Raw genomic sequence first — 17,445 nt, 5'->3', positions numbered from 1 at the left:
TGCTGATATGTTGTTAACGGATATATTGTTAATTAATAGTTAACATAACTACACCAGTGTTAACTTTTATCTATCCATATCAGATAGTTCAAAAAGCGACTGCTCAACTAGTGATAAATCAACAGGCAATAATAATACAAAAAGGACGTTACGATGAAAAAGACATTAGTATCTTTAACGGTACTTATAGGATTAATGGGCTGTAATAACAGTAATAATTTAACTGCAGCAAATGATGACAATAGCAGCCCAGTGCTCATTTCTGGTTTAGATATTTCCTCCATCGATGCCACGGTAAAACCTGGTGATGACTTTAACCTTTACGCTAATGGCAATTGGCTAAAGAAAACTGAAATCCCAGCCGACAAATCATCTTATGGCATAGGCACTATAGTGCACGAGCAGTCTCAAACTGATGTTAAAGCGATAATAGAAGCCGCTTCTGCCGGTAATTTCCCCCAAGGCTCAAATGAGCAAAAAGTCGGTGATTTATATCAATCTTATATTGATTGGGATACCCGTAATAAAATTGGTTTAGCCCCAATTCACCAAGAGTTTAGCCAAATAGATGGCATTACTAATCATGAAGAATTAGCGGTACATTTTGCCTTAGCAAATAAACTCGGTTATGCCATTCCATTTAATCTTGGTCAATATGTCGATTTTAAAAACCCAAACTCTTATATGAGATATACCTGGCAAGCAGGTTTGGGTTTACCTGATAGAGAATATTATTTCTTAGAGGACGATACATCAAAAGAGCTCAGAGCAAGTTACCTTAGCCATATTGAAAAAATGCTAACCCTAGCTGGATTAGCCGATCCCAAAGCGGCTGCTAAAGATATCTTTGCCTTAGAAACTAAACTGGCAAGTCATCATATGAAAAAAGAGCAAACTCGCGATATGGTTGCTCTTTATAATAAAATACCTACCGCTGAGCTAACTCAACTTATGCCAGATTTTAACTGGGATGGCTTCTTAGCACAGTCGGGTATTGCCGATATAGATGGCGTGGTCGTTACGCAAATGGACTACATGAAAGCGCTGAATAACATCATCAAGGATACACCGATATATACTTGGCATGTCTATTTAAAATGGGGCGTGATTAATAGCACTGCTAGTCGATTAACCCAAGAGCTTGATCAACAAAATTTTGAATTCTATGGCAAGACCTTACGTGGTGTAAAAACACAATTGCCAATGTGGCGCCGTGGCGTTAGCGTAGTTAATCAAAATATTGGTGAAGTAGTTGGCAAAGTCTATGTTAAAAAACACTTTCCACCACAAGCTAAAGCTCGCATGGAAGAGTTAGTAGCAAACCTAACCAAAGCTTATAAAGTGAGTATTGAAAATCTTGATTGGATGACGCCTGAAACCAAAAAACAAGCGTTAGATAAACTCTCTAAGTTTACCCCTAAAATTGGCTACCCAGATATTTGGAAAGATTACTCGGCCTTAACCATCAAAAAAGATGACTTGTTTGGTAACTTAAAACGCTCTGCCTTAGTGATTTACCAACAAGGTTTAGATAAACAAAATGGTCCGGTACAAAAACATGAATGGGCTATGACGCCACAAACAGTTAATGCTTATTACAACCCACCGCTAAACGAAATAGTATTTCCTGCGGCAATCTTGCAACCGCCATATTTCAACCTAAATGCTGAAGATGCTGTTAATTATGGTGCTATTGGCGCAGTGATTGGCCATGAGATTGGCCATGGCTTCGATGATGCAGGTAGTGCTTTTGATGGTGATGGCGTCTTACGTAACTGGTGGACAGATGCTGATAAAGCGGAGTTTAAAAGCAGAACTAACAAGCTAGTGGCCCAATACGATGAGTTTGAGCCACTTAAAGATGTGCATGTTAATGGTACTTTCACCTTGGGTGAAAACATTGGTGACCTTGGCGGACTAAGCATCTCACTGCTGGCATATAAAATGTCATTAGCGGATAAAACTTCACCGGTTATTGATGACTTTACCGGTGAGCAGCGTGTCTTCTTGGGCTACGCGCAAAGCTGGAGTAAAAAGTACCGCGAAAAAGCGTTAAAGCATCAAATCAGTACTGATCCACATTCACCTGCAATGTACCGAGTGAATGGTGTTGTCCGTAACGTGCCTGAATTTTACCAGCTTTTTGATGTGAAAGAAGGTGATAAACTTTACTTAGCACCTAGTCAACGCGTTAAAATTTGGTAGTGGTATTTCTCATCTGAACACAAGTTAAACGAAGTGCTCGTTAAAAGAATAAAGCGCTGAGTGGTTTTAAGCCACTCAGCGCTTTTCTTATTTTACCTTTCGAAAGGCGATAAAATCGTTAATCCTCCCAGATACTCTGCAACTCCGGCTTAGACTTAGCTTTAAACTTAGGCATAGGCTTAACTTTAAGTTTTAAATTTATCAACAATTTGTTGTAATTGCGCAGCTTGACTATCAAGGTTGTCAGTGATGCCTTTGATGTTACTAATACTTTTGGTACTTTCATCAATCGCTGTCGACATATGCTGAATATTTTGATTTATCTCTTCAATTGCGCTCGACTCTTCTTCAATAGAAGTAGCGACTAGGGAGGTTTCACTGGCAATTTTTTCACTGGAGGCAGTGATGTTTTTCAGTAATTCAAGTGACTCCTGCCCCTTTTCAACACTTTCTTGAATTTTTGAGTTTAGCAGGGTGATATGCTCATATGATTCATTCGATTGCGATTGTACTGTTTGAATCAACTCGGCAACTTGCGTAGCAGCACTGGTTGTTCTACCTGACAACTCTCTTACTTCATCAGCAACGACAGAAAAGCCTCTACCGGCTTCACCAGCCCTTGCTGATTCAATGGCGGCATTTAATGCTAATAAGTTGGTTTGATCAGCAATACCGGTGATGAGTTTAATTATTTCATTAATTTTCTCAGAGGAAGTTTGTAAATTATTCAAGGTCTCTTTAAGCGAGGTCATATCATCGGCGACACTGCTCATTAACTCGATAGCTTCAGAGATAGTTTTACCGCCAGCAATAACTTCAACTTTTGAATGTTCTGCTAAGTCTTCAGCACCTTTTACCGTGGCTGATATTTGCGCTGAGGTAGTAGATACCTCATGTAACGCCGCAGCCATAGTATGTGATTGAGTATTTTGTTCTTCGGTAGTCGTTGCTAAAGAGTCACTTGCTTGTGCTACATGACTAGACAGTTGGTTAACGCTATCGGCATTACTTTTAACCTCGATCACTAGCTCTCGAATTTTTTCAACAAAATCATTAAAGGAACACGCTAACTCGGCTGTTTCATCATTTTTGCTGCGAACATTAATCCTGATGGTTAAATCACCATCACCCGAGGCAATTTCTCTCAGGTTGTCTTTTATTTGAATGATAGGGTCAGTGATCAATTTAGCCACCTGCCAAGAAGCGACGATAAAGATGATTAACATAACAATTTCAATCATCATCATTCGGGTAATAATCGCATTGCTCATCATCAATATTTCATCTTTGGGCACGAAGCCAACAAACTTCCATCCCAATTCTGCTGAGGTGATGATATTCACTTCATAATCGATATCACCTAATAATATACTGAGTTGCCCTGAGTTTAGTTGTGCTATGTTCTTAAAAGCTTCTCCAGGTAAGGTATTGATATTTTTGAAGGTGTTTTGGGTATTATTGGGATCGACTAAAATAGTGCCATCATCTTGTAACAGCATAATATAACCCTGCTCGCCCAGTTTAATTTTCCTAACAATTTCTGTTAAGCCTTTTAAGCTTACATCCATGCCTTGCACACCAATAACCTTGCCATTAGCATCACTGACTGTGGCAACAGTACTAATGATTGAGGCATCATCTGAGGCAAAATAATAAGCACTGGTTCTAGTGATTTCACCACGGCTATTCAGCGCTGACTGGTAAAAAGGCCTTTGTCTGGGATCATAGTTAGCGCCAATATTCCCGGCAGGCCATTGTAAATAACCGCCTTCATGGTTAGCAAAATAAACATAGGCAAGGTTTTCATGGCTATTACCGAAATTGTCAAACATGGTAAAAATTGATGACTCTAAGCCACCATTTTTTGCTGGCGTCATTAATACGCTGCTAGCATTAGCTTTATAACTGGTGATATCTTTATTAGCCGAAATAATTTTTGGATGATTGATAAGATACTTAACGTTATCCTCTATGCCTCTAAAGAATATTTTCATGCCATTTTCAACTTGTCTTATTTCGCGTTCAGAGACATCATAAAATTGCTCATAAGCTTTTTCAGTAACAAACATGGCTAATATAACTGAAATAACAATACCTGGAATAACTACCGCCGACAGTACACTTAGCTGTATTTTCACTCTTATATTCATATAATTAAAACCTTTCCCTTAACTTAAGTTAACTTCGCAAAACCTAAAAGTAGCTTTAAAGCATTTTAAAAATAATAACCAAAGTTAATATTAAACCTTGTTTGCCAGTCATCACTATCCCCTGCCATGGTGCCGCCAACGAAAGGCTGGTTTTTTGCTCTGACTAAATCGACATAGGTATAAAGTGCGCCTGCTGAAATAGCGACCCCTAACACATTCATAATAGTGTCATTATTAAAGTCGCCTGATTTATCAGTCATCATGTTGTAGTTGTTATAAAAATTTAATGAGGTGATGGGACCAAATTCGACTGGTTTTAAATAGGCAACATTAACGGTATAAAGTTTAGCTTCGCTGGGAATAGAATCATAAAAACTATAAGCACCAACGGCTATTTGTGGCGAGTAACTATCAAAATCGTATTCGTAGTCTGTATATTGTAGTTTTACATTCCAACGATCAAATTGCGCGTCAGTGTGTATGGCAAAGGCGGTACGATCACCTATCGATGATGTCGCATCTCGTATATCTCCTGATAGCCAAGAAAAGCCCAGCTCAACATTAGCTAACTGATAAGCATAGCGTAAATTGAAGGTGTTGTGCTCAGCAGCTTCTAGGCTAGGTTGATCATAAATCCCCTCATCACTTGCACGTACACCAACTATATCGTAAGAATATCTATCGGTTCTATTATCAACATAACCATCTATGCCGCCCATTTCATCGGTGAAAAAAAAGGCTATCCGTAAATCATGGTTTTCATTTTTTCTAATAAACTTGATACCTGCATCATAATCATCTTCTAAACCAACGTAGTAATTACTACTAAAGAAATAGTTGTGAGAGTTATAATTTAAGTTACCAAAGGGCACACGTGTTATGCCAATTTGTCCTTGCCATTGCTCGTTAAAATCATAACCAACCCAGGCGTGATGAATGACATTCATATATTGAAACCAGCGATATTGCGCCGATAATATCACCCCGCCAACTTCACCATTTAAATCAAGGCGAAAGATATCAAAGTCTAGATCGCCTCCTCGACTGCTATTGTTATCATTGTAGTCTTCATATACATATTGAAAACGAACAGCTCCCCCCAAAGTAATGCCAGTATATTCTTTTTCAGCGGCTTTGCTATCTGCAGTGTTTTTTTCTGAAGTAGTGTTATCAGCTGCATTTACTGTCTTTTTTAGTTGCTGTATTTCTATTTCAAGTTGCTTTACTTTGTTGATCAACTCTTCTTGCTCAGCAGAGAAACATGCCGAAGAAAAACACAAGGGTAGTAAAAGCATTATTGATTTTTTCATAATATCGACCTAATTACCTTGCAATAAAATTATTTCCAGCCAAAAACTTATAGCTTTTATGGTTATTTATTTGATTAATTTAGATGATTAATTGATTTCAACTGGCCACTTCTCGCCGTTACTATCAGGAATATAATACGAGATTGACCGCAATTTTTTTAACTTAGCGAAGCCTTGATTAAACTTGTCTCTGAAGTACTCGGCATTGGGGTGATCTTTAGAGCAGAGTAAATAGTTTAACTGTGATTTTAGTGGTTTAGGGTGGGTGGTAATCTGCTTTATTGCTGCTTCACTATAAAGTTCCCGCAATTGAAACCAACCGGTTTTTACACTGGGAAAAAGATCAATTCTACCTGACATTAGTAGTTGCCAGTTTTGTCTGTCTCTGGCAACCCAGTGAACACTTAATTCTTGCTCGTCAGCCAGTTTATGAAATTCGTCACTATAAGTGTAGCTCAAGGTTGCCCCTATGATATAACGAGATAAGTCAGTTAACTTTTGCCATTCAACAGGTGTTTTTTTTAAATGAAAAAATAGCCACTCTTCTTCAAATAATGGTTCACTAAATATAAAATATTTAACTCTATCGGGTGTTTTTCCGTAATACATAATACAAGCTTCATGACCCAACCTTACCATTCGTAAGCCTCGGGCCCAGGGCACAAAGATAAAGCTCACCTTAATTCCTTCTAGTGCAAAAGCATCGGCAACAAGTCTAGATACGTAACCTTTATCCTCATCTGCTTCATTGATAGCTGGCGGGTAAGGACCTGTAACAATAACCATGGAAGTTAAATCATTATTTTCAGCGGCCATCGTTGAGGTGAACAGGCATAAACAGGTAGAAAAAATGCAAAGTTTTAAATAATTAATCATAGATAAACAGCCCCTGTTCACATGACTACTAAAGAGCTTATCTAAAAGCTCTCAACACGCTTAACTTAGTTTAAGAGTTGAATATATTTTATAGCTTATCTAAGGGATTATGCAATGTTTCACTACTAGAGGAATGTACTTGGCAGCGGGGTATACTTACTTTTAGCTAAATATATTTACTCTACGTTTCTTTGAGCTAATCTAAACCCGCAAACGTATTTCTTATAACACTTTTGCGATTATCAAAAAGCCCCCTCCCCCAATTTTCGATTAGCTTTTATCGCCGAAGAAAAAGCAGTAATTTAAGAGTGATATTGAGATAAAATAAATGATTCACGCTAATATTTTCCTGGAGAAGGTACTAGTGAAAGGACCAGTACCGTTACTAAAACAGTACTAATAGCATTACTAAAGATAGTACTAGCGTGAAAATAGGCTGAAAAAGAAAAGCTAGCTTAGTGCTTTTTCAACTCATTGGCTTTTAACAACATGGATTTACTTTCTTCAAGGAAGTCACCAGCATAATCTCCAAACCAATCAGAAACGTGATTAAACATATCAACAAAAGCATCTTTGTCATCAAGACTAACATCTTCAAGTAATTCTAAGAATCGATAAGCAAAGCGTTTCATCATGCCGACATTGTCTTTGTTAGCAAAAATGATATCGGCATAAAGAGTAGGGTCTTGGGCAAATAGTCGACCAACCATAATGAGCTCTAATCGGTAAATGGGTGAGCTCATCGCCACCAGTTTTTCAATATCTGCACCTTCGGCCATTAGATGGTAACCGTAAGCAATAGTAGAAAAATGTCGCATTACTTGCACCATGGACATAGCTTGATCATGTTCATGGGCTTCAACCGGATAAATTTTAGCGCCCCATACTTCAAACTGCTCAAGTAACCACTGATATTTTTCAGGAAAGCGGCCTTGACAACTAATGATGGTTTGCTTAATTAAACCGGTAACATCAGGGCCAAACATAGGATGTAAACCTACCACTGGACCTGCATGTGCCTTTTTCATCTCAAATAAAGGCGACTCTTTAATACTGGTTAAATCGGCCAAAATACAATCTTTTGGCAAGTTATTTAAATGATGAATAACCATAGTAGTTAAACGAATTGGCACTGCGACAATTACCACACCAGCATCAGCTAATATAGCCTCGCTGTTGGGCCAATCGTCTTGTTCTATAATGGCAACCTGATAATCAGAACGTTGAAATAAATCGACAAAAATGGCACCTAACTGTCCTTTACCACCAACAACAACCACTTTTTTACAATCAACATTCACACAGCGATAGCCGCTAGCATCTTGACTGACGTATGAGTCACGCATTAAACGGCGTAAAACATCTTCAATTAAATCAGGGGATAAACCAGCCTCACTGGCTTGTAAACGTCTTTTAGCAAATAAACTCGCTTCACGTGCGCCGTCATAAATAGGCTTGCCGACACTGCTTTTTAATTGCCCCACTTTACTGGTAACGCTAAGTCGCCGCTGTAATAGCTTAACTAAATCACTGTCAATTTCATCAATTTCATCACGCAAGCTGGTTAACTTTTTATCAAAGTCGGGATCTGAATTGGTCATTACTATCTCTTATATAAAACATCTTCTCTAAAGCACATTGTCTAGAACAAGAATATTAAAGTATTTTTCTTAAAATTATTTATCAAAGCCTTTAAAATAAAAAACGCGACATAAGTCGCGTCTAATACTTTACCTACCTACATTAGGTAAAGAACCGGTAGGTAAAAAACCTTTAGGCAATTCGCGCTGTTAAACAACCTGATAATTGTGCTTCGACATCGGCTAATAGCTGCTCAGTTTCAGCAAAATCAATGCAAGCATCGGTAACGGATACCCCATAAGCTAGATCTTCTTTGGCTAAATCGCTGCTTTGCTTACCAGCATTAATATTACTCTCTAACATTATACCAATAATCGACTTATTACCCGCACAAATTTGCTCAACAACATCCAGTGCAACCAATGGCTGACGAGTGTAATCTTTGTTGGAATTACCATGACTACAGTCGACGATAATACCAGCATCAATATCTTGTTTAGCTAAGGTTTTCTCACACTCGGCAATACTTGCTGCATCATAATTTGGCGCTGCGCCGCCACGTAAAATAACATGGCCATCAGGATTACCGCGGGTTTGAATCAAGGCAACCTGCCCTTGACGATTTATGCCCATAAAGTGATGCGGAGAAGCAGCTGATTGTAATGCATTTACTGCCACACCTAAGCTACCATTTGTGCCATTTTTAAAGCCAATTGGCATGGATAAACCACTGGCCATTTCTCTGTGAGTTTGAGACTCGGTAGTACGGGCGCCTATCGCTGACCAGCTAAACACTTCTGCCAGGTATTGTGGGCTAATAGGGTCAAGCGCTTCAGTTGCTAGAGGTAAACCAAGCTCTGTTAAGTAAAGAATTAATTCACGTGCTTTGCGAAGACCGGTTTCAACATCAAACGAGCCATCCATATGTGGATCGTTTATTAAACCTTTCCAACCAACAGTAGTACGAGGCTTTTCAAAGTAAACACGCATAACCACAAATAAAGAACCTTGGTGTTTATTATGCAGCGCTTTTAATTGGCGGGCGTAATCTTTAGCCGCTTCAACGTCATGAACAGAACACGGACCTGAAATAACTAATAAACGCGGATCACGCTTGTGGATTATTTCACTAATGGTTTTACGCGACTGTTTGACAAACTCACGGCCGGCTTCAGAAAGTGGTAATTCTGCACGCAAAGCTTCAGGGGTAATTAATACATGTTCGGCATTAACGTGAATGTCATTTGAGCTCGTTGGCACTGCGCTTAATTCGCTAGTTGTGGTCATGATTTTTCCTTAAACAATCTATTTTTCCACCAAGTGGATTTTTAAAGTGGGTGTACGCTAGCTAAATAAAGAGATTAAACATGTGAAATTCAAGGAAGGATAACAGCTTAAAACAAGGGCCACAGCTCAACCAAAAACAAAAACAAGGAATCGTAAAGATTTAAGTACGCAATTTGTATTGATATAATTACACCCTTTTAAGCTTATGTATAGTATTAAATAGTAAATAAGCGATAAAAAAAGAGTGAAAAATTTACCTGCTTGTTGAGCATTTAATTACACAACAACTTTGGTCAACTAAAACAGCTTCAGTAAACAATTAAATTCATATTCCTTACCCCACCTCACTTAATGATTACAAGTTCAAAGTCGCACAGAAAAACATAGAGCTAGCTTTCAATTAACTTGATAGAAGCTAAAAAGAACTAGATAAGTATTTGGTAAAAAGTAGATTTCATGCATACGTATTCAATATAGATAACGATGACATTGAATAAATTTTAAGCAAATATGCAGCGGTACTCAATTTAAGAAACGGATTTAAAGAGAAAATAAATAATAATTATAAATAGGAGCTAAAATGAGATCTAAAATAACTAAAAATTTAATGGCCACAAGCTTAGCTATTGCTTTACCACTTCTAGCCATAACTCCCGCACAAGCAGCCGCTCAACCAACTACCTTTGTGCATTTATTTGAATGGAACTGGCAAGATGTAGCCCAAGAATGTGAAGATTACCTTGGTCCGAAAGGATATGCGGCAGTGCAAGTATCACCACCCAATGAACATATTCAAGGAACACAATGGTGGACACGTTATCAACCAGTGAGCTATCAACTGCAAAGTCGCGGCGGTGATCGAGGCCAATTTATCGATATGGTTAATCGCTGTAAGGCTGTTGGGGTAGATATTTACGTTGATGCAATTATAAATCACATGGCAAATGGTAGCGGCACAGGTACTGCGGGCAGTAACTATGGCAATAAAACCTACCCACTTTTTAGCCCACAAGATTTCCATAGTACCTGTAACATCAGTGACTATAGTAACCGCTGGCAAGTGCAGAACTGTGAATTAGTCAGTTTACCTGATTTAAATACCGGCTCGGTTTATGTACAAGAAACCCTAGCAGGCTATTTAAATGACCTTACCAGTATCGGTGTCGCTGGTTTTCGATTGGATGCCTCAAAACATATGGCAGTTGGTGATATTCAAGGGGTTTTATCGAAGGTCAATGGCAGCCCATTAGTTTTTCAAGAAGTCATAGATCAAGGTGGCGAGGCGATCAGTGCGTCTGAATACACTAGTGCAGGTTTAGTAACTGAGTTTAAATATACCACCCAACTCGGTAATACCTTCAAAAATGGTAAATTAGCTTGGTTAAGTACCTTTGGCGAGGCTTGGGGCTTTATGGCCAGTAGCTCGGCAGTTGTTTTTGTTGATAACCATGACAACCAACGTGGCCATGGCGGCGGGGGCAATGTCATAACCTTTGAAGATGGCCGTTTATACGATTTAGCCAATGTATTCATGCTGGCTTACCCGTATGGTTACCCAAAAGTAATGTCTAGCTATGACTTTCATGGTGATACCGACGGTGGTGCTCCTAGTGTATCCGTACATAATAATGGCAATTTAGAATGCTTTGGCGACAAATGGCAGTGTGAGCACAGGTGGTCATACATTGCAGGGGCTGTCGATTTTAGAAATAATACTGCGGATAACTGGAGCACAACCAATTGGTGGGATAACGATAATAATCAAATCGCCTTTGGTCGCGGTAGTTCAGGTTTTGTTGCCATCAACAAAGAAAACTCAAACTTAACCACTACGTTAAACACTGATATGGTCGCAGGAACTTACTGTAATGTGCTTAAAGGTGAGTTATCTACCGATGGTCAATCTTGTAGTGGTGAAATCATTACCGTCAACAGTGACGGAACGATCAATGCCAATGTTAACGCTTGGGATGCCTTTGCTATTCACCAAGGTGCAAAAACTGATGGTGTAGTCATTCCGCCAACCGATGCTGACTGGCAGCGTACTGTGATATTTATTCAAGCGCAAACACAAAGCGGACAAGATATGTTTATTCGTGGCGGTATCGATCATGATTATGCTAACAACCAACTAGGCAGAAACTGTCAAACCAGTAACTTTGCTTGTGCTATGCCAATTAGGCATAACAATTTACTTAATAGCACAACAACACCATGGAAAAATAATGAAAACTATTTAGATTGGTATGGCAGTGAAGTGAATCAAAGTACGGCAGCTGAAGGTACGCCTCTTGATTGGACTACCAATGTTTGGCCAAGTAGCTGGGGCGAATTGCGCACCACAGCTAATGATGGTTATGGTGAAGACCCACTCAATATTTGGGGAGCTCATTACTGGATGATAGATGTTGATATGGATTGCAGTAAAGCGGTTAACGGTAAGTTTGAAGTAAAAGCCTTTATTAAAAATGGCCAAGGCTGGGAAGGTAATATTTCACAGGCTGATGCACCTTTTAGTTCTAATAACCACTTTGCCCAGTGTGGCAAGGTTAACAAGTTCGAATTCAATACTAATAGTGTTGAAATAACAAACTTTTAATTTTCATAGTTTAACACCATAAAAAAGCGCCTTTCGGCGCTTTTTTTATACCATTTTAACTAACCTCCTCCTCGTACTGTTAGGGCAAGGTTAGTTAAGCGCTATTTAATCTCAGATCTTTCACTGATCAACACGGGTTCACCATCAATGACCAATTCAAAAGTAACATCTACCGCATTAGGTTTGCTTTTAGCGCCTGCTTTTACAGTAAACTTATTACTAAACTGGCGAATTTCGTAAGGTGCCATGGTAATTTCTTCTTCATAATATGAGTTTTCAAAAATATCTGAAGGGTACGCTTGTACTATTATTTTACCTTTAGTTTCTCCCGCATGTGGCCCTCTAAATTCACTGGTAATTAATACTTCTTCGCCAATGACTTTTGCATCTTCAACAATTGCCATAGATGACCAAGGATATACCCGTGCACCTTGAGTTACCGTTAGCTCAATTAACTGCCCCTGCCATGCAACACTTGCCTTAGCAGTTATCTCCTCTTTACTGGTACGAGTCGCTAACGTAGTGGTTAAGTCTTGCATGGTTTTATCGCCACTTGCTAGCTCAAACTCTTTAGCCAATGTGTTATTACCTTGTTGGCTCAATACTATGTTCGCCTTAGCTACTGAAGCGCCTTGATTACGCAAAACTGCAGAAACAACTTGCTCACCATTGGTCTTTTCTTGACGCCACTCTAAACGCAGGTGCAAGCCAGACAGCTCTTTTAAGGCATGATTAATCTTGTCTTTCGTTGCGCCTGAATTAACAATGGCAGCAACTAAGCTAGCACTAGCAGCATTCAACTTATCTAAAGAAGCTAATTGAGTTTTACGGTCTTTTGGTGTGGCATCTATCATATATTCATACATAGCTGATAACTCACTAGGAACCTTATCACCTAAGCGCCACATGGCTCTAAATAAACGGCTGATAGCACGATCGGCTGGGTTTGCCCACGGGTTAACTTCTAGATTAGTGGTTAAATCTCTAGGTACTGGGTTAAGGTCTCTGCCATCATCAAAAAAGGCAGTGAGCCTATGCTCAGCATTTTCTGCCAGTATTGCCATATTTCTATCAAGTAACTTAGCGCGTACATCATTAGATATTGAAAAATTCACCTTATGCTGACTAGCTTTCGATTTAAGTAAAATAGTTAAATGATCAGCGTTAATGGTAACCGACAGTCCCAATTTAGGTTGTTGCTGGCTTTCTAAGTCAGCAATCATCTGTGGTGAAATAGAGTAACGAATATCTTCTCCGCCCAAAGAACTCGCATTGACCACAATGGTATTGCCTTTAACGACTTTTATTTGCAGTAATTCATCTTCATCTGGTTTATAAGACTTTTGTTTGAAGGTGCCAACTTTTTTGTCCGCTGTTAATCTTTGCTGGTTTTCATCACTGATCTTTAAACCTAAACCAATGCCGACATGACCACGATGCAAATGGTCAGCCAAATAATCTATCTCTAATGCCACCGTAGGGTTATCAACGCCACGGACAGGTTTAACGATTAATGACGACATTTCTGCTAAAGGTTGATCAAATTTAAATGACTTATAGCTAGGTTTCTCACCTGGTTTTAAGCGGACATCCATACGAGGAGAGCCATGTTCGTAGCTATTATTTAGCACTCGTACCCATAACTTATTGCCGTCTTGTTCCCAAGGTCCAGCAGCGGTATTGAAGGTTTTATTAATACCGGCAACATATTCAACAAACTGAGCTTCTACCTTCTCCCAATTGCCAAAAATATCCATCATCAACTGATGAGATAATTCTTTGCCACTACCATAATCCGATTGACGTTTTGCCGCCATTTCATCGCGGTACGCTTTAAATTTATGTGATCTGTCTGGATCGTCTAACATAAAATGCACAATGAAAAAGTTTACCCCACGATACAAACTCGGGTTGTTAGTCATGTCTTGAATACTTGGACTATTTAAGGCTTCATATTGTTTTAAACCTAAGCGCACATAATCCATGGGTGATGCTCGATCGAACACCATCACTTTTAGCTGTTTTTTCTCAGGATCATAATAATGATGTGCTAATGCATCAGCAGTGCCTTCGGTAAACCAAGTGGGTAACCAGCCCGGATAGTCCATTAACGACATTTGAAAAACATGACCTTGCTCATGTACAACAATATATCGTTGATGTTGCTCACGCGCACTGGGAAAACTATAACCTACAAGGTTATAAAACATCGCTTCGCCACCCGCACTAATGCCTCGGGTTAAATTATCGTCGGTAACAAATATTTTAGTTTCACTTTTACTGGAACCATAAACTGCCGCCATGCGTTTATTTTCCATATCTGGCGGTGTCATGCCAAATAGTTCGATATAGTGTGGAAATGAACTTTCCAGTAACTCCATATACAAGAGCACTTGATCTTCTGGCCGGTTACTTTTAAGGGCAAAATGTTTACTGACGTACCAGTCAAAACCTGGGGTATTGTTTACTCTACCTGAGCTATAGGTATAAGGAATATTTTTACCGACCTTAACTACCTCTATGCTATTGAGCGTCGACACTCTGCCATTAGCAGTAACGTCAACACTCATTGCTGAAGGGTGTGGAATGACACTTGCTACTGGTATCAAAGAGCCTTGCGCTGTTGTTAACTCTGCAGAAGTTGCTGGCGACTTAGTAGCGTGATTATCAGTAGAGGCATTACAGCCGGATAAAATTGCACTGGCAATAACCAATGATAGTAACGTTGGTTTTAAGTTCATGCTTAACCTTATAAATGAGAAATTATAATTATTGAGATGACAAACACTATATATGTATATTGTATACACGCAAGGGAAATTGATAAGCAGTTGTAACAAAAACAAATCACCGTAGTAATAAGCGTAATAAAAAATGACTAAGCAAGGGCTTCACGATTAACACATTTCAGGAATGACAAACCTCTCTTCGTCATTCCGGCAGTCTTTTGGCCGGAATCCAGTTGATTTGGACAGTGAAAGTTAATTTGTTTTCTAGATTCCCGACAAGAAACCTCGGGAATGACGACCAATTAAATACTCACTACAAATGACAAATACAAAAAAAGCGCCTTGCGGCGCTTTTCAGTAGTGTAGCTATGATAAACAGTTAAGATTTAACTGCTAGGTATTAACCACCATGAATAATACGTTTAGCAATTAAGTTTTCAACAACACTTGGGTCTGCCAATGTTGAAGTATCACCTAAGCTATCAACATCGTTTTCAGCAATCTTACGTAAAATACGACGCATGATTTTACCTGAACGTGTTTTCGGTAAACCTGGTGCCCATTGCACATAATCAGGCTTAGCAAAACGGCCTAATTCTTTGGCAACAAATTCACGTAGCTCAACATTTAACTCATCAGACTCGGTCGCATTACCCATTAAGGTCACGTAACAATATACGCCTTGGCCTTTAATTTCATGTGGGTAACCAACAACAGCCGCTTCAGCAACAGCCGGGTGAAGTACTAGCGCACTTTCAATTTCTGCAGTGCCAAGTCTGTGACCTGATACGTTCAATACGTCATCAACACGACCGGTGATCCAATAGAAACCATCTTCATCACGTTTAGCGCCATCACCAGTAAAGTAATTACCTGGATATTGACCTAAATAGGTTTGATAGAAACGCTTGTGGTCGTTGTAAACTGTACGTAGTTGTCCTGGCCAGCTGGCTGTCATTACTAACAAACCTGCATTTTCGCCTTCAAGGGTATTACCTTCTTTATCAAATAACGCTGGCTGTACACCAAAGAACGGTTTACCAGCACAACCTGGTTTCATATCAACAGCACCTGGTAGTGAAGTAATTAAAATACCGCCGGTTTCTGTTTGCCACCAAGTATCAACAACTGGACAATTGCTCTTACCAACAATTTCATAATACCAATGCCAAGCTTCAGGGTTAATTGGCTCGCCAACGGTACCTAATAAACGTAATGACGATAAATCAGATTGGTTAACTAAGTCATCACCAACACTCATTAGCGCGCGAATAGCGGTTGGCGCGGTGTAAAATATATTAACTTTATGTTTTTCACATACTTGCCAGAAACGACCCGCATCAGGGTAAGTTGGTACACCTTCAAATACTAAGGTGGTTGCACCGTTTGCTAACGGGCCATAGAATATATAAGAGTGGCCTGTGATCCAACCAGCATCAGCGGTACACCAATAAATTTCGCCTTCTTTGTAATCGAATACATATTTATGGGTCATAGCCGCATATAAGATATAGCCACCACAGGTATGTACTACACCTTTAGGTGTACCTGTTGAACCTGAGGTATAAAGAATAAATAATGGATCTTCTGCGTCCATGATTTCTGGTTCACATACCGCAGATTGTTTTGCGACAGCATCAGCATAGTTAATGTCAACTTTCTCATTCCAAGCAACATCTCCACCAGTACGGGCAACAACAATCACTGAGTGCACATTTGGACAATCAGCAACGGCTGCATCAACATTCGCTTTTAATGGAATACGCTTGCCACCACGAAGACTTTCATCAGCAGTGATAATGACTTTACAGTCAGCATCTAAAACACGGGCTTTAATAGATTCAGTAGAGAAACCACCAAAGACAACAGAATGAATTGCGCCAATACGCGCACAGGCTAACATGGCATAACCCACTTCAGGGATCATCGGCATGTAGATACAAACACGGTCGCCTTTTTTAACGCCGCGTTCTTTTAATAAGTTAGCTAAACGACAAACATGGTCGTGTAACTCTTGATAAGTAACTTTTGAATCATCACTTGGATCATCGCCTTCAAAAATGATGGCGGTATCATTAGCTTTAGTCGCTAAGTGACGATCGATACAGTTATAACTGACATTAAGTTTAGCGCCCGAGAACCAGCTAATTTCAGAGTTTTTTAAATCAACTTTACTTACGCTGTCCCATGGTTGGTACCAATCAATAAATTCTTTCGCTTGCTCGCCCCAAAACTCATCAGGTTGCTCAATTGATTGTTTGTACATGGCATCGTATTTAGCCGCATCAATATGAGTATCCGCTTTAGCTTTATCAGACACTGGATAACGTAATTTTAATTCTTTCATTCTCTCTTCCTTCGGACTTAACTTGAGGTGATTAACTTGAAATATTTTATTAATTGTTTCTTATAATTTTCTTATATTAGTTCTTTATCTTTTTATTTTATTAACGCTAACTATTCTATGGCTACTCTCTGAAAATTAGCTAAACATTCGTTAAAATTTCATTGAACATAGTTTTAACGTATTGCTTGCGCTATTTCCAGCAATAACGTTTTCATCATTTATACCGCTGCGATAATTGCTTAACTAACATGCTAGAATTTTTAATTCGTTTTTCATATACGGCTTTAGTCTTAATTTACGTTTTTACTCTATATTTAGAGTAATTAACTGTAAATTAAATGTACAAGTCAATCACCATAAC

The 17,445-nt window shown here is 39.1% G+C and carries 9 protein-coding genes; 2 read left to right on the top strand and 7 right to left on the bottom strand.

Translation table 11 applies throughout. The features are described 5' to 3' along the window. Nucleotides 1-153: 153 nt before the first annotated feature. The gene (locus HRT55_RS08295; RefSeq protein WP_291620330.1) at nucleotides 154-2,205 is read left to right on the top strand and encodes a M13-type metalloendopeptidase; all 2,052 of its coding nucleotides are present in this window, start codon (nucleotides 154-156) and stop codon (nucleotides 2,203-2,205) included. 185 nt (nucleotides 2,206-2,390) lie between these two features. On the opposite strand, the gene HRT55_RS08290 is transcribed toward HRT55_RS08295, so the two are convergent. From HRT55_RS08290 to HRT55_RS08270, 5 genes are all read right to left on the bottom strand, one after another. Next, nucleotides 2,391-4,355, bottom strand: a complete 1,965-nt coding sequence (locus HRT55_RS08290; RefSeq protein ID WP_291620329.1) for a methyl-accepting chemotaxis protein — start codon at nucleotides 4,353-4,355, stop codon at nucleotides 2,391-2,393. A gap of 65 nt (nucleotides 4,356-4,420) precedes the next feature. Next, the gene (locus tag HRT55_RS08285) at nucleotides 4,421-5,665 is read right to left on the bottom strand and encodes a carbohydrate porin (RefSeq protein WP_291620327.1); all 1,245 of its coding nucleotides are present in this window, start codon (nucleotides 5,663-5,665) and stop codon (nucleotides 4,421-4,423) included. 87 nt (nucleotides 5,666-5,752) lie between these two features. Then, on the bottom strand, nucleotides 5,753-6,541 hold the full coding sequence (locus tag HRT55_RS08280) for an ABC transporter substrate-binding protein (protein ID WP_291620325.1): 789 nt from the start codon (nucleotides 6,539-6,541) through the stop codon (nucleotides 5,753-5,755). A 455-nt stretch (nucleotides 6,542-6,996) separates the two neighbouring features. Continuing rightward, nucleotides 6,997-8,142 (bottom strand): bifunctional chorismate mutase/prephenate dehydrogenase, encoded by a 1,146-nt coding sequence (gene tyrA, locus HRT55_RS08275; RefSeq protein ID WP_291620323.1) that lies wholly within the window; start codon nucleotides 8,140-8,142, stop codon nucleotides 6,997-6,999. A gap of 172 nt (nucleotides 8,143-8,314) precedes the next feature. Continuing rightward, complete coding sequence (locus HRT55_RS08270; RefSeq protein ID WP_291620321.1) at nucleotides 8,315-9,409, bottom strand: 3-deoxy-7-phosphoheptulonate synthase; 1,095 nt, start codon at nucleotides 9,407-9,409, stop codon at nucleotides 8,315-8,317. A 607-nt stretch (nucleotides 9,410-10,016) separates the two neighbouring features. Here HRT55_RS08270 and HRT55_RS08265 point away from each other — a divergent pair. Then, the gene (locus HRT55_RS08265) at nucleotides 10,017-12,008 is read left to right on the top strand and encodes an alpha-amylase family protein (protein WP_291620470.1); all 1,992 of its coding nucleotides are present in this window, start codon (nucleotides 10,017-10,019) and stop codon (nucleotides 12,006-12,008) included. A gap of 101 nt (nucleotides 12,009-12,109) precedes the next feature. On the opposite strand, the gene HRT55_RS08260 is transcribed toward HRT55_RS08265, so the two are convergent. Both HRT55_RS08260 and acs read right to left on the bottom strand, forming a co-directional pair. Continuing rightward, complete coding sequence (locus tag HRT55_RS08260; protein WP_291620319.1) at nucleotides 12,110-14,749, bottom strand: hypothetical protein; 2,640 nt, start codon at nucleotides 14,747-14,749, stop codon at nucleotides 12,110-12,112. 388 nt (nucleotides 14,750-15,137) lie between these two features. Then, nucleotides 15,138-17,084 (bottom strand): acetate--CoA ligase, encoded by a 1,947-nt coding sequence (acs, locus tag HRT55_RS08255; RefSeq protein ID WP_291620317.1) that lies wholly within the window; start codon nucleotides 17,082-17,084, stop codon nucleotides 15,138-15,140. Nucleotides 17,085-17,445 lie beyond the last annotated feature (361 nt).

It is taken from the genome of Colwellia sp. (assembly GCF_013214175.1).
GTDB lineage: Bacteria > Pseudomonadota > Gammaproteobacteria > Enterobacterales > Alteromonadaceae > Colwellia.
This window is presented reverse-complemented; position numbering and strand designations above follow the sequence as displayed.